The 26,764-nt window shown below is 59.1% G+C and carries 24 protein-coding genes and 1 riboswitch; of the genes, 6 read left to right on the top strand and 18 right to left on the bottom strand.

The window, feature by feature from the left end; genetic code table 11:
- Positions 1–8: 8 nt before the first annotated feature.
- The 3 genes from cobM to CFBP5473_RS01400 are packed head-to-tail and all read right to left on the bottom strand — an operon-like array spanning position 9 to position 2,409.
- Entirely contained in the window at positions 9–773 is a 765-nt protein-coding gene (cobM, locus tag CFBP5473_RS01410) for a precorrin-4 C(11)-methyltransferase (protein ID WP_027673524.1), read from the bottom strand.
- Positions 770–1,177: a cobalamin biosynthesis protein gene (locus CFBP5473_RS01405; RefSeq protein WP_027673523.1), complete on the bottom strand. Its 408-nt coding sequence runs from the start codon at positions 1,175–1,177 to the stop codon at positions 770–772. The genes cobM and CFBP5473_RS01405 overlap by 4 nt, the downstream gene beginning before the upstream one ends.
- Positions 1,144–2,409, bottom strand: a complete 1,266-nt coding sequence (locus tag CFBP5473_RS01400) for a bifunctional cobalt-precorrin-7 (C(5))-methyltransferase/cobalt-precorrin-6B (C(15))-methyltransferase (RefSeq protein WP_027673522.1) — start codon at positions 2,407–2,409, stop codon at positions 1,144–1,146. Before CFBP5473_RS01400 ends, CFBP5473_RS01405 begins: the two co-directional genes overlap by 34 nt.
- On the opposite strand from CFBP5473_RS01400, the gene CFBP5473_RS01395 reads away from it, so the two are divergent.
- On the top strand, positions 2,408–3,175 hold the full coding sequence (locus CFBP5473_RS01395; protein ID WP_027673521.1) for a cobalt-precorrin-6A reductase: 768 nt from the start codon (positions 2,408–2,410) through the stop codon (positions 3,173–3,175). The genes CFBP5473_RS01400 and CFBP5473_RS01395 overlap by 2 nt on opposite strands.
- On the opposite strand, the gene CFBP5473_RS01390 is transcribed toward CFBP5473_RS01395, so the two are convergent.
- From CFBP5473_RS01390 to CFBP5473_RS01360, 7 genes are read right to left on the bottom strand one after another with little or no spacing between them, the layout of a single operon-like run.
- Positions 3,142–3,903, bottom strand: a complete 762-nt coding sequence (locus tag CFBP5473_RS01390) for a precorrin-3B C(17)-methyltransferase (RefSeq protein ID WP_027673520.1) — start codon at positions 3,901–3,903, stop codon at positions 3,142–3,144. The two genes, CFBP5473_RS01395 and CFBP5473_RS01390, sit on opposite strands and share 34 nt — an antisense overlap.
- The gene (locus tag CFBP5473_RS01385) at positions 3,900–4,679 is read right to left on the bottom strand and encodes a precorrin-2 C(20)-methyltransferase (RefSeq protein WP_037170644.1); all 780 of its coding nucleotides are present in this window, start codon (positions 4,677–4,679) and stop codon (positions 3,900–3,902) included. The genes CFBP5473_RS01390 and CFBP5473_RS01385 overlap by 4 nt, the downstream gene beginning before the upstream one ends.
- The gene (locus CFBP5473_RS01380) at positions 4,676–5,308 is read right to left on the bottom strand and encodes a precorrin-8X methylmutase (RefSeq protein WP_027673518.1); all 633 of its coding nucleotides are present in this window, start codon (positions 5,306–5,308) and stop codon (positions 4,676–4,678) included. Before CFBP5473_RS01380 ends, CFBP5473_RS01385 begins: the two co-directional genes overlap by 4 nt.
- The gene (cobG, locus tag CFBP5473_RS01375; protein WP_027673517.1) at positions 5,305–6,795 is read right to left on the bottom strand and encodes a precorrin-3B synthase; all 1,491 of its coding nucleotides are present in this window, start codon (positions 6,793–6,795) and stop codon (positions 5,305–5,307) included. Before cobG ends, CFBP5473_RS01380 begins: the two co-directional genes overlap by 4 nt.
- Positions 6,792–10,136 carry a cobaltochelatase subunit CobN gene (cobN, locus tag CFBP5473_RS01370; RefSeq protein WP_027673516.1) on the bottom strand — a complete coding sequence of 1,115 codons (3,345 nt, stop codon included), beginning with the start codon at positions 10,134–10,136 and terminating at the stop codon, positions 6,792–6,794. Before cobN ends, cobG begins: the two co-directional genes overlap by 4 nt.
- Positions 10,137–10,142: 6 nt before the next feature.
- Complete coding sequence (cobW, locus tag CFBP5473_RS01365) at positions 10,143–11,180, bottom strand: cobalamin biosynthesis protein CobW (RefSeq protein ID WP_027673515.1); 1,038 nt, start codon at positions 11,178–11,180, stop codon at positions 10,143–10,145.
- Positions 11,174–11,599: a DUF1636 family protein gene (locus CFBP5473_RS01360; protein ID WP_051441130.1), complete on the bottom strand. Its 426-nt coding sequence runs from the start codon at positions 11,597–11,599 to the stop codon at positions 11,174–11,176. The genes cobW and CFBP5473_RS01360 overlap by 7 nt, the downstream gene beginning before the upstream one ends.
- A 111-nt stretch (positions 11,600–11,710) precedes the next feature.
- A riboswitch (cobalamin riboswitch) is annotated at positions 11,711–11,921 on the bottom strand.
- 107 nt (positions 11,922–12,028) lie between these two features.
- Here CFBP5473_RS01360 and cobO point away from each other — a divergent pair.
- Together cobO and CFBP5473_RS01350 are read left to right on the top strand one after the other, a co-directional pair.
- Entirely contained in the window at positions 12,029–12,646 is a 618-nt protein-coding gene (gene cobO / locus CFBP5473_RS01355) for a cob(I)yrinic acid a,c-diamide adenosyltransferase (protein ID WP_027673513.1), read from the top strand.
- 3 nt (positions 12,647–12,649) lie between these two features.
- Positions 12,650–14,107 (top strand): cobyric acid synthase, encoded by a 1,458-nt coding sequence (locus CFBP5473_RS01350; protein WP_027673512.1) that lies wholly within the window; start codon positions 12,650–12,652, stop codon positions 14,105–14,107.
- Here the strand turns inward: CFBP5473_RS01350 and cbiB are convergent.
- Positions 14,094–15,059, bottom strand: coding sequence for an adenosylcobinamide-phosphate synthase CbiB (gene cbiB / locus CFBP5473_RS01345; protein ID WP_027673511.1), 966 nt, complete (start codon positions 15,057–15,059; stop codon positions 14,094–14,096). The two genes, CFBP5473_RS01350 and cbiB, sit on opposite strands and share 14 nt — an antisense overlap.
- Between cbiB and cobD the strand changes: the two genes are divergently transcribed.
- Complete coding sequence (gene cobD, locus CFBP5473_RS01340) at positions 15,058–16,086, top strand: threonine-phosphate decarboxylase CobD (protein WP_027673510.1); 1,029 nt, start codon at positions 15,058–15,060, stop codon at positions 16,084–16,086. The two genes, cbiB and cobD, sit on opposite strands and share 2 nt — an antisense overlap.
- Before the next feature lie 57 nt (positions 16,087–16,143).
- Here the strand turns inward: cobD and CFBP5473_RS01335 are convergent, their stop codons facing one another.
- From CFBP5473_RS01335 to CFBP5473_RS01305, 7 genes are all read right to left on the bottom strand, one after another.
- Entirely contained in the window at positions 16,144–17,421 is a 1,278-nt protein-coding gene (locus CFBP5473_RS01335) for an L-fuconate dehydratase (RefSeq protein WP_027673509.1), read from the bottom strand.
- A 54-nt stretch (positions 17,422–17,475) separates the two neighbouring features.
- Positions 17,476–18,486 carry a zinc-binding alcohol dehydrogenase family protein gene (locus tag CFBP5473_RS01330; protein ID WP_027673508.1) on the bottom strand — a complete coding sequence of 337 codons (1,011 nt, stop codon included), beginning with the start codon at positions 18,484–18,486 and terminating at the stop codon, positions 17,476–17,478.
- 3 nt (positions 18,487–18,489) lie between these two features.
- Positions 18,490–19,311 carry an amidohydrolase family protein gene (locus CFBP5473_RS01325; RefSeq protein ID WP_027673507.1) on the bottom strand — a complete coding sequence of 274 codons (822 nt, stop codon included), beginning with the start codon at positions 19,309–19,311 and terminating at the stop codon, positions 18,490–18,492.
- A 4-nt stretch (positions 19,312–19,315) separates the two neighbouring features.
- Positions 19,316–20,329, bottom strand: a complete 1,014-nt coding sequence (locus CFBP5473_RS01320; protein WP_027673506.1) for an aldo/keto reductase — start codon at positions 20,327–20,329, stop codon at positions 19,316–19,318.
- Positions 20,330–20,481: 152 nt separating this feature from the next.
- Positions 20,482–21,423: an ABC transporter substrate-binding protein gene (locus CFBP5473_RS01315; RefSeq protein WP_027673505.1), complete on the bottom strand. Its 942-nt coding sequence runs from the start codon at positions 21,421–21,423 to the stop codon at positions 20,482–20,484.
- Between the two features lie 98 nt (positions 21,424–21,521).
- Positions 21,522–22,544 carry an ABC transporter permease gene (locus CFBP5473_RS01310; protein WP_027673504.1) on the bottom strand — a complete coding sequence of 341 codons (1,023 nt, stop codon included), beginning with the start codon at positions 22,542–22,544 and terminating at the stop codon, positions 21,522–21,524.
- Between the two features lie 8 nt (positions 22,545–22,552).
- Positions 22,553–24,118 carry a sugar ABC transporter ATP-binding protein gene (locus CFBP5473_RS01305; RefSeq protein ID WP_027673503.1) on the bottom strand — a complete coding sequence of 522 codons (1,566 nt, stop codon included), beginning with the start codon at positions 24,116–24,118 and terminating at the stop codon, positions 22,553–22,555.
- A 256-nt stretch (positions 24,119–24,374) separates the two neighbouring features.
- On the opposite strand from CFBP5473_RS01305, the gene CFBP5473_RS01300 reads away from it, so the two are divergent.
- Positions 24,375–25,067 (top strand): FadR/GntR family transcriptional regulator, encoded by a 693-nt coding sequence (locus CFBP5473_RS01300; protein ID WP_027673502.1) that lies wholly within the window; start codon positions 24,375–24,377, stop codon positions 25,065–25,067.
- Positions 25,068–25,108: 41 nt separating this feature from the next.
- Complete coding sequence (locus tag CFBP5473_RS01295; protein ID WP_027673501.1) at positions 25,109–26,641, top strand: UxaA family hydrolase; 1,533 nt, start codon at positions 25,109–25,111, stop codon at positions 26,639–26,641.
- The last annotated feature ends 123 nt before the right edge of the window (positions 26,642–26,764 follow it).

Here is a 26,764-nt window from a genome sequence, read left to right as displayed (position 1 = left end):
TTCAAGCGTCAGTCTGCCGAAGGCTTTCTGAATCTGCGAACGTAATCCGCGCTATAAAGCGCGCTTTCGCGAAAATCGGAAGAAGCGAGGCCCTTGCCGACAAAAATCATCGCGGTGCGCTCCACCGGTTCGGCTGCCAGCAGACCCTCTATGGTTCCAAGCGTGCCAGTGATGACCCGCTCTTCCGGCCATGATGCGCGCACAACGATGGCCACAGGGCAATCATCACCATAGAGCGGCATCAAATCTTCAACGACCTGACCGATGGCGTGAATGGCAAGGTGAATGGCAAGCGTCGCACCCGTTGCACCGAACGCCTTCAGATTCTCGCTCTCAGGCATTTTTGAAGCACGCCCGGAAATACGTGTCAGCACAAGGCTTTGTGCCACTTCCGGCACAGTTAGCTCGCGTCTCAGCGTTGCGGCAGCGGCGGCGAAGGAAGGGACGCCGGGAGTAACGGTGTAATCGAGACCAAGGCGCTCCAAGCGGCGGATCTGCTCGCCCATTGCGCTCCAGACGGAAAGATCACCGGAATGCAGCCGTGCCACATCCTTGCCGTCGCGCGCAGCTGCTACGAATTCGGCTTCGATCTCATCCAGCGACAAAGCTGCCGTATCGACGATGCGCGCACCGGGCGGGCAATAGTCGAGAAGCGCTTTCGGCACCAGAGAACCGGCATAAAGGCATACGGCGCAGGCGGCAATGAGATCGCGCCCGCGAACCGTGATGAGATCTGCGGCACCGGGGCCAGCACCAATGAAGTGAACCGTCATTCCTTGTCTCCAGAGGTGGCAAAGGCCACCGTAATATCGCCAATCACCATACGAGGGCCGATCAGCTTTGAACTTTCACCCAGCGCCGCCAGAGCGGAGGCTTCGCTGACGCTTGGCGAACCTGCATGGTTCAAACTCACCGCAGATTGCGTCAGCGTGCGCCCGCTCGCAGCCTCGAAATCCACCTGCGCGACCACCACGAAAGCCATGCCAAGCCGCGTCGCTGCTTCCAGCAATCCCGGTTCATCGGCCTTAATCGGGGCTGTGGCGATGAAATCGACGCTGATTTGATGCGCGTTTGAAGCCTGCTCCAGCGCAGCGATGATTGCGTTCGCACCGACACCCCTTCGACACCCGATACCGGCAACGATCACGGCATGTCCTTCGGCTTGACCCAAGTCCATTGCGTGACCGGCATGGCCGGACGCCATCCCTGCATCTGCCCAACAGGCGAGGCGCGTGCGATGTCGATCCTGATCAGCGAGCCGCCCAGCCGCGCCTGCGCTGCCAGCAGCATCGCTTCCATCTCCAGCGTAACGGCATTGGCGACCAGCCGTCCGCCCGGCTTCAGGGCCTCGACAGCGCCATCGAGAACACCTTCCTCGCTGCCACCGCCACCGATGAAGATGGCGTCAGGCTGCGAAAGCCCCTCGAAGGCCTGAGGCGCAGTTCCGATAACGACCTCCAGCCCCGGAACACCGAAGGCTTCGGCATTGCGCATGGCCCGCTCCGCCCGCTCCGGGTTCTGTTCGATTGCGATGGCATTCAGCGATGGGTGAGAAAGCATCCATTCGATGCCAATAGAACCGGAGCCCGCCCCGATGTCCCACAACAACTCACCATATCGCGGTGACAGCGAGGACATTGTTATAGCTCGAATTTCCCGCTTGGTGATCTGACCGTCGTGCTCGAAGAGACTATCGTCCAACCCGCTGGAAAAGGGCAAAATGCGCGCCTTCTTATCTGCCACCACCTCGATGGCGATGACGTTGAGCGGATCGATATCGGAAAAGGCAAACTCTCTCGCTCTCGTCTTCCGCAGCCTTTCGCCGCTCCCGCCGATGGCTTCCAACAGAGTGAAAGCCGAGTGGCCAAAACCCGTCTGGGCGAGCAGCGAGGCGATAAGAGAAGGTGCATTTGCATCCGAGGTCAAGGCGATGATCCGCGCACCCGGATGCAGATGTGGGCGGATGAGATCAATCGAACGACCATGAAGCGATACGCATTCCGCCGTCTGCAAGGCCCAGCCGAGACGTGATGCAGCGAGCGAAAAAGCTGACGGCGCGGGATAGGTGACAACCTCCCTGGCATCGATCTGCCTCAGTAGCGTTACCCCGACGCCGTAGAAAAACGGATCGCCTGAAGCGAGAACGGAGATTTTTCTGCCCGCCAGAGCAACAACCTCGGCCATGCTGGGATCGAACGGAACCGGCCAGGCGCGTGCCTCGCCCGCGATTGCGGAGGAAGCCAACTCAAGATGGCGCTTGCCGCCAAAGACGACCTCGGCCTCTGCAATGGTGCGACGCGCGTTCTCTCCCAATCCACCGAGACCATCTTCACCGATCCCAACGATCGAAAGCCATGGCGCTCGATTTTCGGTGGCGGAGCCGGAGGTTCCGTCATATTCAACAGCCATGACGCGCTCCATTCTCATTCTCGGCGGCACGGCGGATGCCCGCATTCTGGCCGGTCGGCTTGTCAAAGATTCCGGCCACAGGATTTTGCTGTCCATGGCGGGCCGCACGAAAAATCCTGTCGAGCAGCCCGTTCCCGTCCGTATTGGCGGTTTCGGTGGCGCCGAGGGGCTTGCCAATTTCCTTCGTTCGGAAGGTTTCGACCTGCTGGTGGACGCGACCCATCCCTATGCGGCACGAATTTCCGCTAATGCTGTTCACGCCGCGAAGAGTGCCGGGGTTCCGCTGGTAACGCTGGCGCGCCCTGCGTGGGTGCCCATACAAGGCGACAATTGGAACGCCGTCGCAGATGTCGAGGATGCCGTCTCTACGCTCGGCGCCGAGCCCAAAAATGCTTTTCTCGCACTTGGTCGGCAGGAGCTTCTGCCTTTTGAGGCAGCCCCTCAACACGCTTATCTTATACGCAGCGTCGACCCTGTCGAGCCGCCGCTCTCGGTGCCACAGGCGCGATACATCACCGCGCGCGGGCCTTTTGCGCTCAACGATGAAATCGCGATGCTCAACGACAACGGCATCGACGTGATCGTGTCGAAAAACTCCGGTGGCAAGGCAGCCTATGGCAAGATCGAGGCGGCGCGTGTGCTCCACATTCCAGTCATCATGATCGACCGGCCGCCGCTTAGCGATGGCGATACGGTGCCGGATATCGAAACTGCGCTGGCCGCCATTCGCCATCAGCTTTCCCTTTTGGAAAATCGCGGCGAGTAAACGATAGGCTGCCTGTCTTTACGCTCGATGATGCGTGTCTCGGTGGAGCCGACGATAATGCAGGTCGCCATATCGGCCATGTTGCTCGAAGCCTCGGACAGCGGTACGACGCGCATGCGCTCATCGGCACGTCCAGCAGCACGACCGAAAATGACCGGCACGGTTCCGGGAAGATGAGCCCGCAGCACATCGAATGCTGTTGCCAGCTGATGCGGGCGTGCCTTGCTGACGGGGTTATAGAAAGCCATGACGAAACCCGCTTCCGCCGCCGCAATCAACCGCTTTTCGATCAGGGACCATGGCTTCAGATTATCGGAGAGCGAGATTGCGCAGAAATCATGCCCAAGCGGCGCGCCAGCCTTTGCCGCAACGGCCAGCATGGCGGTGACACCGGGAACGACCGAAAAGTCGATATCGCGCCATTCCTCTGGCCCGTTTTCAATCGCCTCGCAAACCGCCGCCGCCATGGCGAAAACACCGGGATCACCGCCGGATACCACGCAAACCTTGCCACCCGCCGCCGCAATGGTTAGTGCTGCTTCTGCGCGGGAAATCTCCTCGCGATTATCCGAGGCGTGACGGCGTTGGTCTTCACGAAGCGTGAGCCGGTCGAGATAGGGAATATAACCGAAGAAATCCTCTGCCTCCGCCACGGCTGCGAGAGCTTCTGGCGTGATCTGGTTGAGGTTTCCGGGGCCTAGCCCAACGACAGTCAGCCGACCGCTCAACGTGCGTCTCCAGCCGGTCGGTCTTTCCAGCCGGGTACGAGAACCAGCGAGAAATAGGGCGCAGGCAACTCGTCGCGCTCGACCAGCCGTATTGCGTGACCGTTCGCCATGGTTCCGCGCTCCACATAAAGAGCGCCTTCCAGTTTGCCCGCTCTTTCCAGCGCGCGACGGATTTTCGGCAGGTTACGACCAACCTTCATGATGACAGCGCCATCCGTACCGGACAGCCGCTGAAAAAGCTTCTCCTCGTCCAAAGTGCCCGGAAGAACGCTCAATATGTCATCGCCCTGCACCAGCGGCATGCCGGTCATGGACCAGCAGCCGGACATGGCTGTGATGCCCGCAACAACTTCTGCCGGATAATTCGGCGCCAACCGCAAATGCAGATGCATGTAAGAACCGTAAAACAGCGGATCGCCTTCCGACAGCACCGCAACCGTGCGGCCTGCGTCCAGATGAACGGCAATATCACGCGCGGATTGATCGAAGAAGGCCGCAATCGCACCGCGATAATCGTCGCCATTCTTGTCGCTCTCGACGGTGACCGGGTAGACCAGCGGCATTTCCAACGTGCCGGGACGGATAAAGCTTTCAACGATACCGCGCCCGTTGCCCTTGCTGCCTCTCTTGCAGAAAAACGCAACGACATCGGCATTCTCAATGGCGCGGACGGCTTTTAGCGTCAGAAGATCTGGATCGCCCGGGCCTGTGCCCACGCCGATGACCTTGCCCTTCAATGCCTTTTCCGGCGTCGGATCGAACAGCGCCGCACTCATAGGCCAGCCCTCGCAATGGCGTTGACGGCGGCTGCGGTCATGGCGGAACCACCCATGCGGCCCTTTACGATAGCGTAGGGAATGCCGAGCAGGCTCTCCTCCAGCGCATCCTTGGACTCCATGGCGCCAACAAAACCAACCGGCATCCCGATGATGGCAGCAGGGCGGGGAGCGCCTTTTTCCAGCATTTCGAGCAGATAGAAGAGGGCAGTCGGCGCATTGCCGATGGCAACCAGTGCACCGTCCAACTGCTCCGCCCACAGATCGAGCGCGGCAGCGGAGCGGGTATTGCCTATCGCCTTCGCCAGTTCGGGCGTGCGCGGATCGCGCAAAGTACAGATGACGGCATTGTTCGCAGGCAGTCGCGCCCGCGTCACACCATGTGCAACCATTTCAGCATCGCAGAGGATCGGTTTCCCAGCGGCGAGAGCGCCGCGCGCTGCGGAGACGAAATCCGGCGAGAAGCGAAAATGCTGGGCAGCCTCGACCAGTCCGCAGGCATGGATCATGCGGATGGCGACATCCGCCTGCTCGGGCGTGAAGGCGGACAGATCCGCCTCTTCACGAATGATGGCAAAGGAACGCTCATAGATCCCATCGCCATTGCGGATATAGTCGTAAGTCGTCATCTCTCATCCTGTCGGAGAGCCTCGACAATTCTTGCTTTCCCCAATCGGGAAAGAAGAGCGCGGGCATTTTCTCCGGGCTTATGTTCTTTTTCGTAAAGGCGGGCAAGTCGCGAAAGCGCGGCCTTTTGGTCTGCAAAGGGTAAAACACCGTCCGGAACGGCGGAAACTTTGGCGCAATAGCCGAAGGCAAGCCCATCGGACGTGCCGGAAAAGGCTAAAAGTGCAGGCGAAGGATGGGCGCAGCCTTTACCGCAACCGGAAAGATGCAGAGTGAAAGACCCGTCCAGCACCTGGACGCATTCTTTGGCCGCAAATTCTGCTAGTTCCCTCACGGGGGCAAATGCGGATGCGCAGGCGGGCGAGCCGGAGCAGACAGCAATCGAGGTTCGCGGGTCGTTATCGCTGACGATGAAACCGGCGTTCTCCGCGTAGTCGAGAAGCGAGTCGCAGACCTCATCCGTTCCAAGGAAATAGAGAGCGTGCAGGGGACCGGGACGGACGGATTTCACGTTCAGTTCCGACGCTCTTTTGCAAAGATCTGAAAGCGCACCTGATGGGATTTGCCCGAAAGCGGGTGCGATGACGGCGACGGAGAGATTCGATTTCAAAGGCCAAAGTTTGCGTTGGTGGGTGTGGTTTACCCCCCTCTGTCCTGCCCTCAAAGGGGGAGATTGAAAAGACGTAGGCTTCTCATCCAATTCAAACCCCTTGAGGGGGTCGAGAGGTTGTCGCGAGTCGATCTCTCCCATTGAGGGTGAGATGTCCAGCGGGACAGAGGGGGGTAAGCCAAACCCACCAACGACGCCAAGGCGCGCCCCGCAGACCTGCCGCACCGTATCGATATCCAGATCACGCCCCCGCGCATCCGGCCCCAAATCAGCAAGGTGGGAGAGCAGTTCAACGACGCAATCCGCAGCATTTTTCGTCTGCAAGACACCTGCAAGCAACGCCTTGCCTTCACTTCCACCCAGCATCAATTGCCAAACGATACCGCTATTCAGCGTGACTGCCTTCAAACGGATATCCGCAAGCAAATCTCCCATCAGAACAAGCCCGCCGCCATCCACTATGACCGACATTTTGGCCGCCAGCCTCTCGTGAAGGCGAAGCGCCATGGTATTCTCGGAAATCTGGCGAATAATGACGCGGGGATCGGCGATCTCACTGCCGTCCACACCGGCAAGCGGCGACGTCTCTACCGCCAGCCCCTGCCTCAGCGGCAGACCAAGCTCCAGTACGTCGCGTTCAAGCGCGACAGCGCTCTCTGCCGTCAGCCCGCGGAACTGAAAGCTGCCACGAGCGGTAATATCCACAAGCCCGTTGCCATGGTGGCGCGAAAGGTCGCAGAGACGTACCAAATCATTCGGAGAAAGATCGTCGGTGAAAGCAACGCGTGACAGAAGTCCGTCACCCGTCTGCATCGGTGCGGAAAGGGCCGGGCAGACGCCTCTTCGCGAGAAGGGCTGGATATCTGGGAGGGCGGTCATGCCGAAGCCCTTTCGGATTTCGGTGAGATCAGCATTTCCAGTTCCGCATCCACCGCATTGCGGCGGCTGTGCCAGAGATTGCGGCGGCGCGCGGAAAGGAAGCGCTGCGCCATGACTTCTGCTGCCTTGGGGTTCTCCCTCAGAATGAAATCGCGGACCTCTTCATTGCCGAAATAGGCGTCGTAAAGCGCCTCGATCAAAGAGGAGGAAACGGCATGCGTCGTTTCGGCAAATCCGATGAGGCGGTCGACTGTCTCGGCAAATTCGGCGGCACCACGCGGACCATGACGCATCTGCCCCGCGATAAAGCGTGGGTTGACGGCGCGAGCACGCACAATTCGGGTAATCGCCTGCGCGATGGAGCGGGCACGCGGACGCGCCGGATCGGTCGTGTCCAACGCCACGACATCAGCCGCTTGTCCCAACCTCGCCTTGGCTGCGGCAAAGCCGCCGATAAAGGCAACGTCAGAGGAGCCATCGAGCAGATCGCGCCCCGGATCGTCTCCGGAATGGACAAGAAGTTCAGCCTTCTCGACCTGCGTAGCGAAGCCTGCGTCGGAGAAGATACTTAGACCATCCACACCGCCAAAGGCGTGGCTTGCCGTGTCCAGATAAGTTTGACCGAGGTCTTCTCGTTCGGCCCAGTCCCCGCTTGCCAGCTTTTCTTCAATGCCAGCACCGTAAGTGCCGGGCGCAGAGCCGAAAATTCGCGCAGGCATGCGCCCGAGAGAGGCTGTCTCTTCTGCCAAGGGATTGTCGCCCGGTGCTTCCTGGCGTGCGGCAATAGTTCTGGCCGCAGCATCAAGCAGGGCGATAAGTGCGGGGAACATATCGCGAAACAGGCCGGAAATGCGGAAGGTGACATCCACGCGTGGGCGTCCCAGCGCCGCGGGCGGCAGAACTTCGATACCGTTCACGCGGCCTGTCGCCTGATCGTAAATGAGCCTTGCGCCCATCAGATGCAGCGCCTGACCGACATCTTCGCCACCGTTGCGCAGTGAAGCGGAGCCCCAGAGGTCGAACACCATATGCCGCGGCCAGTCACCGTGGCTTTGCAGATAATGGCGCAACACTTCTTCACCAGCCATGCGGCCCAACTCGAATGCCGTTGGCGTCGGCATGGTGCGCGGATCGGCAGCATAGAGATTACGCCCCGTCGGCAATACATCCAGCCGCCCGCGTGCTGGCGCGCCAGATGGGCCGGGAGGAATATGCAGGCCATTGAGCGCGGAAAGCAGGGATGCCTTTTCCTGCGCAGCACTCTCCTTGCGAAGCCGATCGGTCTCATCAGCCGCACAGCGACCGAAGACATGCTGCCCATCCTTGATAGCGAAATCCTTGAGATCGCAAAGAAACGCATCGATACGCGTCAAGGCAGAATCCGCATCCTCATCCGAACCGATCCCGGCATCCGCTGCGAGACCCGTCTCAAATGCTTTTTCGACGATCAGCTTCGCAAGCCGATCCCGACGGCGGCGGTCCAGACCATCGGCTTGAGCATACTCATCGACCAACTGCTCCAAAGCAGCCTGTTCCGGCGAAAGACCGGCATCGACCAGCACAGGTGGAACATGCCCTATGGTCACCGCCGCGATGCGGCGCTTGGCAACGGCAGCCTCACCGGGATTGGAGACGATGAAAGGATAGATGACCGGTAGAGAGCCGGTAACGATTTCCGGGAAACAATTCTCCGAAAGCGCGACAGTCTTCCCGGGCAGCCATTCCAGCGTTCCATGTGCACCCACATGGATGATGGCATGGGCCTCGAAATCCTGTCGCATCCATGCACCGAAGGCTGTGAGAGCATGGCGCGGAGGAAGGGAGGGGTCGTGGTAGTCCACGCGCCTGTCTGCCTGACGTCCGCGGTCTGGCGCAAGCGCTACGACGACGGACCCGAAACAGGCGGCGCGGAAGCAAAATTCATCATCGACAACGGCCTCGTCCTCGCTCGCGTCGCCCCATGTACCATCCAGCGCGGCGCGTACTTCAGCAGGCAAGGAGGCGAGAAATTCTCGATAGCGGCCCACGTCGAGCTTCGCGGTTTCACCCTCGATCCGATCCAGCAATTCCCGTGCAGTAGCGGGAATATTCTGAAGAACATAGCCCGCATCGCGAAGATCGCACAGCATTTCTAGTACGCTTTGCGGAACGTCCAGACCAACCGCATAACCCGTGCGGCCAGGCGCGGCACCCGGATAATCCGGCATCAGGATAACGATGCGCCTTTCGGCCACCGCTGCTCTTTTGAGGCGTAAGAATGCAGCAATGCGGTTCGCTACCTGCGCGATACGATCCGGCTCAGGCGCGTTGGTCAGCTCTCTACGCCCATCCAGGTCCGCCTGCTTGAAAGAGATCGCGCCCGCCAGAATTCGCCCATCCAGCTCCGGCAAAACCACATGCATGGCCAGATCGGAAGGGTTGAGGCCCCGACTGTTTTCCGCCCAGCCATCGCGTCGCGTGGTCGCCATGATGACCTGAAACACGGGCACACCCAGCCGGTCGAACAGCGTCTGGCCGTCATCATCCGTCTGGCTCGCAAAGGCTGTTGCAGCGATAATTGCGTCAGGCTTCAATGGTGACAGCGTGTCTTCCAGAAAGCTGATCGCGTCACCGTCTTTCAGCCCGCTCACGAAGATAGGCAGCGGTGCGCAGCCGCGTGCTGCTAATGCATCGAACAGAGCGCCGATTGGCGCGACATCCGCAGCCAGTAACATGGAGCGATAAAAGAGGATCGGCAGTCGAGGAGCGTCAGGCGCATGCGCTTGAAGCGCGTTCTCGAGATCAACGACGCCCTGGCCGGGAAGATAGATACCTGCCTTCGGCAGCGGTTCTGGTGACACTTCCGGCCAGACGCCTTGCTTGACGAAAGCCGCAAGCCCTTCTGAAAGAAACCACATATTCCGCGGTCCGCCTTCGCGGAAAAATGACAGGATCGACGTTAGCGTTCGATAATCGACGGTGGAGGCCGCCTCAAGCTTCTCGTCTCTCTCGCTGCACTCCCCCGGCAAAAGCACCAGCTTGATACGGCGCCTGCGTGCCATCCGCTCTAACTGATCGACACCGTAGCGCCAGCGATCGGCACCGCCAAGAATCCGGATAAGGATCAGCTTTGCATGTTCCGCCGTCTTCTCGATCCAGAGATCGACGGACATGGGGTGACGAAGTTCAGAAAGGTTTGCCGAACTCAGCGATACCACACCATCCTCTGGCCAAACTCTCCGCAAACCCGCGAGGTCGCTGGAGGAAAAGGAGAGCACCACCACATCCGCCCGCGGCTGGTTGAGATCAACCGGCTCTATCAGGTCATCCAGAGACGAAGATGTGGTGGCGAGGATATGCATGGATAATCAGGCCGCCAGCATCTGTTCGATTTTTTCGCGGTTGATGCCCTTCTCACCGATCACAACGAGAGCAGAACGGCGCACTTCACCGGCGGCCCAAGGGCGGTCGAAATAATGGTTGACGCGCGAACCGACCGCCTGAACCTGCAAGCGCATCGGCTTTGCCGAAACCTCAACAAAGCCCTTGATGCGCAGAACATTTTCAGCAGCAGCCGTTTCCGCGATGCGTGCGGCCAGCGCTTCCGGATCGGACACGGCACCGAGCTCCACGACGAAGCTGTCGAACTCGTCGTGATCGTGATCTTCTTCGTCATCGTGATGCGTGTGGCGGTTTTCGATGTCGTTTTCGACAGCAAGACCAAGCCCGATCAGGACAGCCGGGTCGATGGCACCATTGGAGGCAACGACGATCTTTGCGGCCTTCGGAAGATGCTCGCCAATATGCGCCTTGGCACGCTCAAGACCATCGGCATCCAGGAGATCGCCCTTGGTGAGCACGATGAGATCGGCGCAGGCGATCTGGTCTTCGAAGACTTCCTCGACCGGATCATCGTGATCGAGCGCTTCGTCATTGGCGCGCTGGGCAGCGAGTGCCTCCAGATCGTGGGAAACCATGCCCTCGGCAAGGGCTGCACCATCCGCCACGGCAACCACGGCATCGACCGTAACGCGGCTGTTGATTGCGGGCCATTGGAAGGCCTGCACCAGAGGCTTAGGCAGGGCAAGACCGGAGGTCTCGATAAGAATGTGCTCGACCTTCGGCTGACGACTCAGAATCTGCTCGATGGCGGGCTGGAAATCATCCGCAACGGTGCAGCAGATGCAGCCATTGGCCAGTTCCACGATGTTTTCTTCCGGGCAACTTTCGATGCCGCAGCCTTTGAGGATTTCACCATCGATGCCGACATCGCCGAACTCGTTGACGATGATGGCCAGACGCTTGCCATCCAGCTTTTCCAGAAGGCCGCGCAGCAGGGTGGTCTTTCCCGCGCCTAAAAAGCCGGTAACGATGGTGCAGGGAACGCGGTCTAGCGTGGTCATGATCTCTCCTCGGTAAAATTCAATGGGGGTATGCGCGCGACCATGCCGCGCTTCAAACTATCGGGACGGCCACGCCATGGCATGAGGCCGTCGGCGGAACCTGCGAGCAGCTTTGCACCGGAAATCAAATCCTCGGCATTGTCGGGCGTCAGCCCGCCGAACACGTAGGACCAGCCGTCGGCGCTGCGCATCGCCGCACTCGCACCGCGCTTGCAATTGGCAAGGCAATTGACGCTGCGAACTTCGACGTGGCTTTGCGCACCAAGATGAACTGTCGCTTCCGCCAGCAGCGCGCCCGGACGCGGTTCGGCATTCGGATCGGCCTCATCACGGCAACTGCGGCACACGTAGACGACCACGCCGGAAACGGTGCCTGCGTCTGCTCGTTCAGTCTTTTGAGAAGATGTCGCTGTAATATCCAAACCTGAGTCCGCGCCTTTAAACCAAACAGGGGTGCGGATGCCGAAGACGGTGCGCGGAAGGCGCGAACCAGCATTCGACCGAACCGACTGACCGGAGCACCCCGCCCGACAGACGTTTTTCCTGAAACGGCAGGTCTCCTGGCTCGCGGCTTGAAATGACCGCCCTTGCACCGCCTTCCCGGAGATTCATCCAGTGGCTTAACAGTGCGGGCTCACCGCTTACAGTTGCGGGGGCAGCCACGGATTGACCCGGATGGGCGGAACCGTGTTCCCTCTTAGCTTTTCCCGTTGCCGGAAAAAGACCGTCAGTGCCTTACCCTTACGGCCAAGCGGCTTTGGGGTCAATGTGTTAATGCCGCATTGCCGCGAGGGTCGATTCGACTATAGTCGCCGCTTCGAAAAGCATCTGGCCCGAGAGGAAGCGACATCATGACACGCGATATCAGCGATAGCGAAGCCGCGCGCCACCGCGAAAAAATGGTGAACCGTAAAACGGTGCAGGATGCGGAAGTCGCTGAAAAGACCATCGAAAAAGGTCTGCTGATGATCAACACCGGTCCCGGCAAGGGCAAGTCCACGGCGGCTTTCGGCCTCGCCCTGCGCATGCTCGGCACCGGCAGAAGGGTCGGCGTCGTGCAATTCATCAAGGGCGCGTGGTCCACTGGCGAGCAGCAGGCTCTGACGCTCTTCGGAGACAAAGTGGAATGGCGCACCATGGGCGAAGGTTTCACGTGGGACACTCAGGACCTCAAGCGCGATGTCGCCGCTGCGGGCAAAGCCTGGGAGGAGGCGAAGACTTTGATGGCGGATGAAAGCATCGGCCTTCTCGTCCTGGACGAGCTGAACATCGCCCTGCGCTACGATTATCTTTCCCTGGATGATGTCGTCGCAACGCTCTCCGCCCGTCGCCCCGATCTCCACGTCATCGTCACCGGGCGCAACGCCAAGCAGCCCTTGATCGATGCCGCCGATATGGTGACGGAAATGACGCTGGTGAAGCACCATTTCAAGGCAGGCGTCAAAGCGCAATCCGGCATCGAGTTCTGATCCATGGTCGCCAAATCCATCATGTTTCAGGGGACCGGCTCGGATGTCGGCAAGTCACTGATGGTGGCGGGTCTGGCGCGCGCCTTTATCAAGCGCGGGCTTTCGGTGCTGCCTTTCAAGCCGCAGAACATGTCCAACAATGCCGCCGTTACCGCCGATGGCGGAGAGATTGGGCGGGCGCAGGCATTGCAGGCGCGCGCAGCAGGCGTTCCGCTTTCCGTGCACATGAACCCAGTGCTGCTGAAGCCGCAAAGCGAAACAGGCGCGCAGGTGGTGGTGCAAGGCAAGGTGCTGGGCAACGCCAAGGCGGCTGATTACCAGCATATGAAAGCCGGGCTGATGCCCCGTGTACTGGAAAGTTTCGAGCATCTGAGAGCCAATGCCGACCTTGTGCTGATCGAGGGCGCGGGCAGTGCGTCTGAGGTTAACCTGCGCGCCAACGACATAGCAAATATGGGCTTTGCCCGCGCTGCGAACGCGCCCGTCATCCTGATTGGCGACATCGACCGGGGAGGGGTGATCGCCAGTCTCGTCGGCACAAAGGCAGTGGTGGATGCCGCCGATGCAGAGATGATCAAGGGCTTCATCGTCAACCGTTTTCGCGGCGATCCAGCATTGTTCGATGAAGGCATGCGGATCATAGCCGACCATACCGGCTGGCAGTCCATCGGTCTGCTGCCGCATTTTGCCGAGGCATCCCAGCTGCCCGCAGAAGACGCGTTGGGATTGGCGTCATCAAATCAGGCAAAACCGGATGCGAAAATCCGCATAGCGGTGCCGATCCTGCCGCACATCTCCAATTTCGATGACCTCGACCCACTGGATATGGAGCCGGATATCGAACTCACCCGTGTGCGTCCGGGCCAAGCCATTCCCGGCAATTGTGCACTGGTGCTGCTTTGCGGATCCAAGGCAACGATTGCGGATTTGGCCGTCCTCAGACAGGCTGGTTTCGACATCGATATCAAGGCGCATATGCGGCGTGGCGGCTATGTCCTTGGCCTATGTGGCGGGTATCAGATGCTTGGGAAAACCATCTCGGACCCGCAAGGCATAGAGGGTGCGCCGACCAGCGTAGAGGGTCTAGGCCTTCTCGATATCGATACGGTTCTGGCTCGAGACAAGAGGCTCGTATCGATAACGGGCCGCAGCTTCGATGGGCACGCCTTCTCCGGCTATGAGATGCATGTCGGCGTAACACACGGCGCCGACTGCCAACGTCCCTTTGCGACCATCGGCAATCATGTCGACGGAGCCATCTCACCGGATGGTCGCGTTTTCGGCACTTATATCCATGGCCTGTTTTCCGATGACCTTCAACGCAGCGCCTGGCTCAAAAGACTCGGCGGGCAAGCCTCGACGCTGAACTACGAAGCACAGGTGGACGCGGTTCTGGATCGGTTGGCCGAACATATGGAGCGCCATCTGGATCTCGATGCGCTTCTCGCTATAGCCCGATAATGAGCGCGAGTGCGCCGAAGACGCCAATCAGCAGACCATCGGCAACCCGTGCCAGCTTCAGCGCCTGTCGAATATCGGCAGCGCTTAAATCCCGCCGTCCTCCTTCCCCCATGAACCGCGCCTCGATCATCTGCCCGCCATAGGATCGGGGCCCGGCAAGCGCAAAACCCAGCGCACCGGCCAACGCCGCTTCTGGCCAACCGGCGTTGGGTGAACGGTGGTGACCCGCGTCTTGAGAAATCGCTCGAATGGCATTTGCTGGAGAGGCGCCTTTTACGAAGAACGCCGCTGAAACGAATAGCAGGCCACTCAACCGAGACGCGGGCAGGTTTACGAGATCGTCAAGCCGGGCAGATGCCCAGCCGAAGGCTTCATGCCGCGCGGTGCGGTGTCCGATCATGCTGTCTGCGGTATTGATGGCCTTGTAACCGGCACCACCCGGCAGACCAAGAAGGCCGAGCCAGAGCGAGGGCGCAACGATGCCGTCCGAGAAATTTTCCGCCAAACTCTCTATAGCTGCCCTGCAAACCGCCGCTTCATCAAGCTGATCCGGGTCCCGACCAACGATCATCGAAACCGCCTTACGCCCACCCTGAAGCCCTTCGGTTTCCAGAGCCGTCGCAACCGCCGCAACATGCTGCTCAAGGCTTTTTTGTGCCGGAAGCGACGCACCAATGACAGCAACGAAAAGCAAGCCCACCGGCAGAAGCAGAAGTGCGCCCTGCATAAGGATGGACAACAGAACCGTCACACCGAAAAAAACCGACAGCGCCAGTGCACCCTTCATTTTCCGCTTTGAAAACGCCTCATCTTCCCGGTTCCATTTTTTGTCCAACAGCGCGATAAGCGAACCGATCCACGTGACCGGATGGCCGATAAGGCGGAACAGCCAGTCCGGATAGCCGACGAGACGTTCGATCAGGAGCGACAGGAAAGCGAGAGCGAAGAACATGAGCGAGATTTTACCGGATAAGGCGCAGGAACCGATCCGCCACGGTGGCGATCTTGGTCGGGCGCGCGCGCTTTATCCGCATGCGCCAGAACCCTGGATCGACCTTTCGACGGGTATCAATCCGCATTCCTACCCGCATTCGCCCATCCCCGCCAGCGCATTTGCCCGCCTGCCTGAACCATCCGGCTTGGCGAGGCTGAAGGAGACAGCGGCGAAAGCCTTCGGCGCTCCATCAGCTGCACATGTGACCGCAGCGCCGGGAACGCAGATGATGATGCCGCTTCTCGCTCAAACCGCGTTGAGGCATGGCGCAAAGACAGCGGCTGTATTGACGCCGGCCTATGCAGAACATGCAAGAACCGCCCGCATGGCTGGCTTGACCGTGACGGAAGTTGCGAATTTTTGCGATTTATACGCGTTCGATTACGCCGTCGTCATCAACCCCAACAATCCCGATGGCCGGGTCATCGACCGTGCCGATCTCCTTGACCTCGCTGCGCATATGAGCACCAAGGGCGGCATGCTCGTCATTGACGAGGCCTTCATCGAAACCGGCTATGCCAAGAGCGTGGCGGACGCCACCACGATCAATGGGCTTATCGTGATGCGTTCCTTCGGTAAGTTCTACGGCATGGCCGGCTTGCGCCTCGGCTTTGCAATCGCACATCCCACCATCGCCGCCACGCTGGAGGCGCGTCTGGGCCCGTGGGCGGTATCCGGTCCCGCCCTGCACGTAGCGACGGAAGCGCTTGCGGATGAAGATTGGCGCGATGAAATGAGAATCCGGCTAAGTCGAGAGGCTGAGCGGCTCGACGTCTTGCTCAATGAGGCGGGGCTTTATGTTGCGGGCGGAACAAGCCTTTTCCGGCTGGTGCATGATGCGCGCGCATCGTCGGTTGCCAAACACCTTGCCGAACAGGGAATTCTCATCCGTATTTTCGAAGAGCGCCCGGAAGACATGCGCTTTGGGCTTCCCGGAACAGAGCAGGAGTGGCAGCGATTGAAAGCCGCATTAGCAGCTTTGTAGCGTTGTCTCCATCACATGCTCGGATTCAACCGGGCATGTGATGGCTAACGAGCTTTTTCACCCTTCAAACGTATAAGTCTCAATCGACTCCGGCTTCATTTCAATCGAGAAGCCTGGCATCTTTGGCGGCATGTAAGCGGCATCGCGGATATCGCAGGGCTCGATGAAGTGCTCGTGCAGATGGTCGACATATTCAATGACGCGGCCTTCCTTGGTGCCTGACACGACGAGATAATCGATCATCGACAGATGCTGGACATATTCGCAAAGCCCGACGCCACCCGCATGTGGCCAGACGGGGAGATTGTATTTTGCAGCAATCAGCAGCACCGCCAGAACTTCGTTTAGCCCGCCCATACGGCAACTATCGATCTGCACGACATCGATTGCGCCTTCTGCGATAAACTGCTTGAACATAATGCGGTTTTGGCACATTTCGCCGGTCGCGACTTTGACCGGCCCGATAGCCTGACGGATCTTTCTGTGACCGGCAACGTCATCCGGGCTCGTCGGCTCCTCGATGAAGAATGGTTTGCAGAAAGCCAGCTTCTTGACCCAGTCGATAGCCTGATCCACCTCCCATACCTGATTGGCGTCGATCATGAGATAACGGTCAGGCCCGATGACTTCGCGAGCAATGGTGAGGCGGCGAATATCGTCTTCGAGGTCGCGACCCACTTTCATCTTCACATGGTTGAATCCGGTGTCGATAGCCTCCTGGCAAAGGCGACGCAGCTTTTCGTCGTCATAGCCAAGCCAGCCAGCGGAGGTCGTGTAGCAGGCGTAACCCTCACTCTTTAAGATATCGATGCGCTCCTTCTTGCCGGCCTCGGCTTTTTTCAGGATTGCCAAGGCCTCATCGCGCGTCAGCACATCGGTCAGATAGCGGTAATCGACGATATCGGCGACCTCTTCCGCACTCATATCAGCAACCAGCTGCCAGACCGGCTTGCCCGCCTGCTTCGCCAGCAAATCCCAGACTGCGTTGACGACGGCACCGGTGGCGAGATGCATGGCGCCCTTATCCGGTCCGATCCAGCGAAGCTGGCTATCGCTCGTAAGATGCCGCCAATATTGGCCGGGATTTTCGAGAACCTTGGCGAGATCGGTTCCGACGACCAGATGCCGCATCGCCTCGATTGCCATGCAGCAGATATCGTTGCCGCGCCCGATGGTGAAGGTAAGACCATGCCCTTTCAGGCTTGGCTCATCGGTATCGAGAATGACATAGGCAGCCGAGTAATCGGGGTCCGGGTTCATGGCATCGGAGCCGTCGAGGCTCTGGGAGGTCGGGAAGCGCAGGTCGAAAACGCGCAGGTCGGTGATCTTGGTCATGGCCGTTTACTCGCGGTCAGAGGTCGTTGAATTCATGCGTCGTGGACGTCGCGCTCAGGCGACCTCCACCATTCCCTTGATGACGCCCGCTTTGGGGTTCGTCAGATCGGCAAATCGAGACGGTACGTCCGAGAGCGTCATGCGATGGGTGATGAGCGCTTCCGGCACCTTGCCTGCCCGCAGCGCCTCCAGCACCCGCTCGAAATCTTCCGGCGTCGCGTTGCGGCTGCCGAGAAGGGTCGTCTCACGTTTATGGAATTCCGGATCGTTGAAGCTGATATCACTCGCGACGATAGAGACGAGGACGTAGGAGCCACCATGCCCGACGAAGGAAAAGCCACGCTCCATGGCTTTCGGATTGCCGGTCGCGTCGAAGACGACATCGAAGAAATTGCCGCCGGTGATCTCGCTCAATTGGTCCTTGTCGCCTTCGCCAAGGAGAACGATGTTGGAAACGCCGAGGTGATCCCGGCAGAAGGATAGCCGGTCTTCACGGCTGTCGATCATCGTGACCTTGCCGCCATTCAAAACAGCAAAGACGGCAACCGCCATGCCGATGGGACCAGCGCCGACGATCAGGACATGCTGGTCCTTTTCGACAGCACCGCGACGCACCGCATGTGCGCCGATGGCCAAAAACTCAGTCATTGCCGCCTGATCGAGGCTGAGGCCTTCCGCCTTCAGAACGAATTGTTGCGGAACGCTCAAATATTCCACCATGCCGCCATCGCGGTGAACGCCGAGCACACCGATATTGCGGCAGCAATTGCTCTTGCCCTTCAGGCAGGCGCTGCAATGGCCACAGGAGATGTAGGGAATGATGGTGACGATATCTCCGGCAGCAAACATGCTTCCTTCCGGCGCTTCTTCCACCGTACCCGCCAGTTCATGACCCATGATCCGCGGATAGGAGAGGTAGGGCTGATTGCCGGTGAAGATGTGCAAATCCGTGCCACAGACGCCGATGCGACGAATGCGGACCAGAACCTCATCTTGGCTGCGGGAGGGCTTTGGCAGCTCCTTCGCGCTGAGTTGACCGGGTTTGTCGCAAAAAATCGCCAGCATGAATCACCTGTCTGAAAGAGAATAAAAACGAACGGCATTTCCACCAAAGACAGCGGCGTGATGCTCCTCCGGCACCATATCCCGGCAAAAATCGAGCCAGCCCTGATAGTCTCCCGCGAGCCGCAGCACCGGCCAGTCGCTGCCAAAAATCACACGCTCCGGGCCGAAGAGTTCAAGGATGGTTTCCGCATAGGGGCGCACGGCTTCCGGCTTCTGTTCACCGCGTTCCGTCAAAAGGCCGGAAAGTTTGCAGTGAAGATTGGGAAGGGCGGCGAGGGCGGCCATGTCCTTGCGCCATGCGCTATAGTGACCGGTCGCGATCAATGGCTTCGCGCCATGGTCGATGACGATGGGCAACGCGGAGTACTCCGTGGCGAAGCGCAGCAGATAGGGGAGATGCGGCGGCAGCACGAGAGCATCGAAAACAAGGCCATGCTCGATAAGCGCATTCACGGCAGGCTCAAGAGCGACATCGTGAATCCAGCTAACATCCGCAATATCCTGCAACATGGGCCGCACGCCCTTGAAGGCAGGATGCATCGCACGCCGTGCGATTTCCGAAGCGGCATTGTCAGCCTTCATATCCACCCAGCCAACCACGCCCTTGATGAAAGTATTATCATCGGCCAGCGCAAGCATGAAGTCCGTATCGGCAGCGGTTTCCATCGTTTGCACCAGCACGGTGCCGGAGATGTCCGCTTGCTCCATCAAAGGCTTCAGATCAGCGGGCAGAAAGTCGCGGTAGATCGCCGCGAGTGACGGCGGCGGCCATTGGCCCTGTCGGTCTTTCAGCAGCCAGAAATGCTGATGCGCGTCGATCAGCATCGGCTCAGCCCTCATTGCCCGGTACTGGCGCGCCGTCTGAAATCAGTCCACGCCTTTGCAATTCGCTCCAGAACTCAGCCGGAATCTGCTGCTCGAACCAATCGATATTGGAGGAAAGCTGCTCGGCATTGCGCGCGCCGGAGACGACCGTAACCGAGGCCGGATGCGCAAGCGGAAACTGCAACGCCGCCGCTCGCAGGGAAACGCCAAGTTCTTCACAGACATCGTGCAGCGCATCGACGCGCGCTAGCATGTCCGCAGGGGCATCGGCATAATTGAACTTGCGATTGCCCGCCAGAATGCCTGAATTGAACGCGCCAGCCACGACGATGCCGACACCCTTTTCGGCGCAGGTGTTCATGAAACCGAGGCTCTGCTGCTCCAGCAGCGTGTAACGGCCTGCAAGCATGGCGACATCGATATCGAATTCATCCATCGCGTCGCGCACGACTTCCCACTCGTTGACGCCAAGACCTACGGCCTTCGTGGACCCTTCGGACCGCAGCCTGTCCAGCGCCTTGAACCCGCCGCCCGATGTCAGCTGATCCCAGTAATGCTGGTGCTTTTCGCCATGGGTGAAGGGGCCGATATCGTGGATATAGAGAATGTCAGGCTGGAGGATACCCAGCCGCTGCTGACTCGCCTCGAAAGAGCGCATGATGCCATCATGCGAATAATCGTAACGTGGACGGAAGGGCAGGGGCGCGACGTAGGCGTCTTCCTCAGGTCCAACCGTCTCATCCGGCACCATGACGCGCCCGACTTTGGTGCTCAGCGTATATTCGCTGCGGTCATGCTCCGTTACCATCGTACCGAGCCGACGCTCCGAGCGCGTGTAGCCATAGAACGGCGCAGTGTCGAAATAGCGCATGCCGCTGGCCCACGCCGTATCGAAGGCCCCCTTGGATTCCTCGTAGGGGGTCAGGCGATAGAGATTGCCCATCTGGGCGCAGCCGAGACCCATCACAGTCACTTCGACATCGCGGCGTGGCAGTTTGCGTTTCTCGGAGACTTTCATGGCAATCGCTTTCAGAATTTGCAGATGGGTTGGTTGCGGTTCTCTCTTCGTCATCCTCGGCCTTGAGCCGAGGATCCACTCACGCCGGACCGAATGAGACCGCAATGGATCCTCGGGACAAGCCCGAGGATGACGGAGGCAATGGGTACAACTCAGTACAGAACGTTCTTCGCTTCCGGCTTGTCGATGTTGTCCTTGGTCACGACCACGACGCCGGTATCGACGAACTTCTCGACCTTTTCCTTCTTGATGAGCTTGGTGACGGTTTCGACGCCCTTCTCACCCATCTGATAGGAGCCCTGAACGACGATGCCGGCAAGCGTGCCGTCCTTGACGAAGTTCTGGAGATCCTGATTGCCGTCGAAGCCGATGGCGACGACCTTGCCAGCCTTGCCGGATTGAGCCAGTGCACGGCCAACGCCGATAGCCGTCGGCTCATTGGCGCCGAAGATGCCCTTGAGGTCGGAATTGGCGGCCAGAACGTCGGTGGTCTGGTTAAGCGCGGTCGCCATCTGCGACTGGGAATAGAACGGACCGACGATCTGGAGCTTCGAGTTCGCCTTGATGTAATCGGTAAAGCCGCCGACGCGACCGATTTCCGAACCGGCACCGGCCACATAAGACATGACCGCGATCTTGCCTTCCTTACCGACCTTGTCGATCAGGGCCTGAGCGGCAAGCTCACCGGCCTTCTTGTTATCGGTTGCAAGGAAGGACTGGTAATATTGCTCGGCTCCCTTGGCGAGCTGCGAGTCCACGATCACCACCGGAATACGGGCTTCCCAAGCCTTCTTAACGGCAGGCACCAGCGCATCCGGGTCGGACGGCGCAAGAACGATACCGGCAACCTTACGGTTGACCGCGTTTTCGACCATGTTGACCTGATCGGCGATGGCCGATTCAGAGGCCGGGCCCTGGAAGGTCATGGTGTTGCCGGACGAATTCTTCATCGCCGCATCCGCGCCCTTCTGGACGTTCTGCCAGAAAGTCGAGTTGACGGTTTTCACGATGACGGCGATTTCGCCAGCCTGAACCGTGGAAACGCTCCACAGCGCAATGGCGGAGGTCAAAAGGGCAGTCGCAAGTTTCTTCATGTCTTCCTCCAATGTGCCTGCACTGCGAGAGCTCCTCTTCCCAATGCCGGCTATCCCGCGGATAGGGTCCGCACCCTTTTCTTGAAACCTTGAGTCGATCAGCGGCGGTTGCGCAGCTGGTCGATCCACACCGTGCCCAGAATGACGAGGCCAATGATGATCTGTTGAGTGAAGGCGGAGACGCCATTCATGTTGAGGCCGTTGCGTAAGATTCCGATCACGAAGGCACCGATGAATGTGCCGGAAATCGTGCCCACACCGCCGATCAGCGACGTTCCGCCGATGACGGCACTGGCAATGGCATCAAGTTCATACATCACGCCCTCATTCGGCTGGGCCGTGACAAGGCGAGACATCAGCACGCAGCCGGTCAGGCCAGCCAGCGTGCCAGACAGAATGTATGTAAAATTCGTGACCCGGGCGACGTTGACGCCGGAAAGGCGTGCCGCTTCCGCATTCGAACCCACCGCATAGATGTGGCGGCCTAGAACCGAGCGGTTCAGCATGAAGGACACGGCAACCGCGATGACGATCATGAGAATGACGGGGTAGGGGATGCCCGGAAAGGCAACATTCGGAAAACCGTCATCACCAATCGTGACGACCTTGAACAGTGCACCATTACCCAGCTCACCAAAGGATTCGCCAAGCCCGGAAACCGCGCGCGCACCCGTAATCTGAAGCGCGACGCCCCGTGCAATCAGCATCATTCCAAGCGTGGCGATGAAGGGCGGCAGCTTGAAACGGGTGACCAGCAGGCCGTTGATGAGGCCGCAGAGCGAGCCCGTGAAAATGCCGAGCAACATGCCGACAGGCACCGGCATTCCGAGTTCTTTCACGGCAAGCGCGGCAACCACACCGGACAGCGCCAGCACGGAACCCACGGAAAGATCGATACCGCCGGTGATAATGACGCAGGTGGCGCCGATGCCGAGAAGCGCAATGGAAGTCACCTGAAGCGCAATCGTCATGGCATTGTTGACTGTGAAGAAGGCGCTGCTGGTAGCGGAAAACACCATGGTCAGCACCACAAGGCTGCCGAGCGCGGCGAACTTCTGGATGATGTCCTTCTGCCGGTCGTTGAACTTAAAGCTTTTCGACGTTTCTGCGATATTCGCCATGTCTCACCTCATTGCGCCTTGCGGCTATAGCCCGAGGCATAGCGCATGATTTCTTCCTGATTGGTCTTGGCCGTCTCGACCACGCCGGTAATCGTTCCCTCGTGGAAGACGGCGATACGATCCGTCAGCCCCAGCACTTCGGGCAGTTCCGAACTGATGAGAATGACGCCGATGCCGCGTGCGGCCAGCTCGTCCATGATCTTGTAGATCGCGAATTTCGCCCCGACATCAATGCCGCGCGTCGGCTCATCGAAGAACAGCACGCGCGACTGCCGGAACAGCCATTTGCCGATAATGATCTTCTGCTGGTTTCCACCGGAAAGCAGCCGAACCGTCTGCTTGATCGACGGCGTGCGGATATTGAGAAGATCAACGTAGCGCTTGGCCACCTCGTCGTGCTTCTTGAAATCGATCAGGCCGAAGCGGTTGGAAACCTCGTCCATATTGGCAAGCGATGTATTCGCAGCCACTGACATCTTGATCGCAAGGCCATCGCTCTTTCTATCCTCGGAAAGATAGGCGATGCCCTGTTCGATAGCATCCTGCGGCGATTTAATCGAAAGCTCGCGGCCTTCGAACGTGATGGTGCCTGCATCGAAGGCATCCGCGCCGAAAATGGCACGGGCAACTTCCGTTCGCCCGGCGCCCATAAGGCCTGCAAAGCCTAAGATTTCGCCACGGCGCAACTCGAAGCTCACGTCATTGAACACGCCGGTCCGCGTCAGTCCTTTTACCGAGAAGATCACCTCGTCACTCGGCACGGATGTCCGCTCCGGAAATTTCTCTTCCAGCGACCGACCGACCATCCGGGTTACGATATCGTCCACCGTGATGGCGCTGAAATCATCCGTCGAAATATAGCGCCCGTCGCGCAGCACGGTCACGCGGTCGACAATTTCCGCCATCTCATCCAGACGGTGCGAGATATAGACGACGCCGACGCCGGATGCCTTGAGATCGCGAATGACCTTGAACAGCAGCCGCGTCTCCTGCTCGGTCAGCGAAGATGTCGGCTCGTCCATGATGAGAACTTCGGCATCGAGAGACAGCGCCTTGGCTATTTCGACCATCTGGCACTGCGCGACCGAAAGCCCGCGAACCAGGCGGTCGGGATCGAGATCGATGCCGAGGCGGTCGAGACAGCGCTTCGCATCGGCGCGCAGCTTCTTCCGGTCAACCAGAAAGCCTTTTCTTGGCTCACGGGCCAGATAGATATTCTCGGCAACGCTCAAATGCGGGACGAGGTTGAGTTCCTGATGGATGATCGCGATGCCAGCCGCTTCCGATTCCAGCGGCGAGGCATATTCGACCTGCTGACCTTTGTGGAGGATCGTACCGCTGGTGGGCTGGTAGACGCCACTGACGATCTTCATCAGCGTAGACTTACCGGCTCCGTTCTCACCGCAGACGGCGTGAACTTCACCGGCGCGCAGATCGAAATGCACATCGCTCAGCGCTTTGACGCCGGGAAATTCCTTGCTGATATTGTCCAGCCTAAGAAGCACCCGCGATTGCTCGCGCGGCTTCCGGCGGACGCCATCATGGCTCGAAATAGTCGATGCGCCTTGCGCCATCCGCTCCTCCCAAAACGCGCCCGGTCTCCTCCCAGAGCGCTGCGAATGGCGAAATGGTTAGGCCGCATTTTTATCTTGGTCAAGCCAATTAAAGATTTTTGAGAGAGGATTTTCCGTAGCGAGCTAAAACAGCTTTGTTGAAAATAGCAATTACTATAGTTTTTTCAATGAACTATAATATTGCTTTGCCAAGATGTCAGCTTGGCGATACGGTAAGGCCAAATCCTTAACTCGAACAGGCTGTCGCGCATAATCCATGAATGGTCAGGCCAAAATCATCGAACCCCGCAGGCTGTATCAGCAGGTCGCCGATCAAATCCGCGAGCTTATCGAAGGCGGAGAGTTTCAGCCGGGCACACGTCTGCCCGCGGAGCGCGAGCTGGCGCAGAAACTGGGCGTCTCACGACCTTCGTTGCGCGAAGCGCTGATCGCGCTTGAAATCGATGGCAGCGTCGATATCCGAATGGGCTCCGGCGTCTATGTTCTCCCGGAACAGGGATCGCAGCCGACGCGCACCAAATCCCTTGGCGAAAGTCCATCGGAACTGATGCAGGCGCGCTCGACGCTGGAAGGCGCAACCATTCTGCTTGCGGCAAGCCGCATCGATGCCGCAGCCCTTTCCGCGCTTCGCTCCAATCTGGACGAGATGCGCGGCGATATCGAAGCTGGTCGCAAGCCGCTCGATCAGGACCGGAAGTTTCACACCATCATCGCCGAACAATCCGGCAACAGCGTGCTGGCCCGGCTTGTGGCTGATCTCTTCGATGAGCGGCATAGCCCCATCTCGGCGCAATTGCGCGTGAAGTTCGAGGACAAGGACACATGGGCCTTCGCCCTTCAGGAGCACGAGGCCATTCTGGCCGCGCTCGAGGCAAAGGATCCACTGCTTGCGCAGGCGGCCATGCATATTCATCTGGAAAGCTCGAGACGGCGCTGGATCGATAAATAATCAAGAAATGCCTCGGCAGGCATGTCGGGAGGAGGACATTTGTGACTGAGAATACCGAAGCAACCATTCTGCTGAATGCCAATGACAACGTGGCCGTTGCGCGCCGCTCGATAAAAGCGGGTAGCGAGACAGGGCGGGGAGACCTCAAAGCGCTCGACCTGATTGGCCGTGGCCACAAGGTTGCGCTGAAGCCGATCAAATCCGGCGAGGAAGTGCTGAAATACGGCCAGGTCATCGGCATCGCCACGCAGGACATCGAGCCCGGTCGCCATGTGCACCTGCACAATCTCGCAATGGTGCCGTCCGAACATGCGCATCAGTTCAGCACCGACATCGAAGAAAGAGGCATGCTGCCGGAAGCAGAACGCCGGACTTTCATGGGCTTCGATCGCGGAGCAGGAGGCGTTGGTACGCGCAACTATATCGGCGTCATCGCTTCGGTAAACTGTTCCGCCACCGTCTCCCGCTACATTGCCGATTACTTCAACAAGGAAGGCGGGCTGGACGGTTTCGAAAATGTGGATGGCGTCGTGGCGCTAACCCATGGCGGCGGCTGCGCGCTGAACACCAAGTCGGAAGGCTATCGCCTGCTGATCCGCACAATCCAGGGCTATGCACGGCATCCCAATTTCGGCGGCATTCTGCTGATCGGCCTTGGCTGCGAAACGAACCAGATCGCGCCCATCCTCGAACATTACAAAATAGAAGAGGGTGATCGCCTTCGCACCATGACCATCCAGCAGCATGGTGGCACGCGCAAGACCATCGAAGCGGCCATCGCCAACATCAAGGAGATGCTGCCCGCCGTCAACGCAGCCGAGCGGACTGAACAGCCCCTATCGAAGTTGAAGATCGCGCTGGAATGCGGCGGTTCAGACGGCTACTCCGGCATTTCCGCCAATCCCGCGCTCGGCTATGCTTCAGACCTCATCGTTCGCAACGGCGGAACGACCGTTCTTTCGGAAACGCCTGAAATCTATGGTGCGGAGCATCTTCTGACGAAGCGCGCCGTGACGCCAGCCGTCGCCGAAAAGCTGTTGCAACGCATCGACTGGTGGCGCGATTATACCGCCAGAAACGGTGACGAACTGAACAACAACCCCTCGCATGGCAACAAGCTGGGCGGCCTCACCACCATTTTGGAGAAGTCTCTGGGCGCTGTCGCCAAGGGCGGCTCGATGCCGCTGAAGGCCGTCTATGAATTCGCGGAAACCGTCACAGAATCCGGCTTCGTATTCATGGATACCCCCGGCTACGATCCCGTTGCCGTGACGGGGCAGGTTGCAGGAGGCTGCAATGTCATCTGTTTCACCACTGGTCGCGGCTCCGTCTCCGGCTTCAAGCCCGCGCCCTGCATCAAGATCGCCACGAATTCCGAAATGTATGAGCACATGAAGGAAGACATGGACATCAATTGCGGTGAGATCGTTACCGGTGCCGAGACAATCGAAGAATCCGGCAAACGGATTTTCGAACACATTATCGCGGTGGCTTCTGGCGACAAGACCGTCAGCGAAATCTATGACTATGGCGACAATGAATTCGTGCCGTGGCAGGTAGGCGCGGTAACGTGAGCTTGTCTCACGTGAAACGTCTCCAGACGAGTATAGAGACGTCTAAACAATCCTCCTCGGGCGAACCCGAGGAGAACCAAGATTGAAGAAGCGCCGCGGGTCGAAACCGCGACGCTTGATCAC

This window comes from Agrobacterium larrymoorei, from assembly GCF_005145045.1.
In the GTDB taxonomy this organism is placed as follows: domain Bacteria; phylum Pseudomonadota; class Alphaproteobacteria; order Rhizobiales; family Rhizobiaceae; genus Agrobacterium; species Agrobacterium larrymoorei.
The sequence above is the reverse complement of the archived record's forward strand: the minus strand, read 5'-3'. Positions and strand labels throughout refer to the sequence as shown.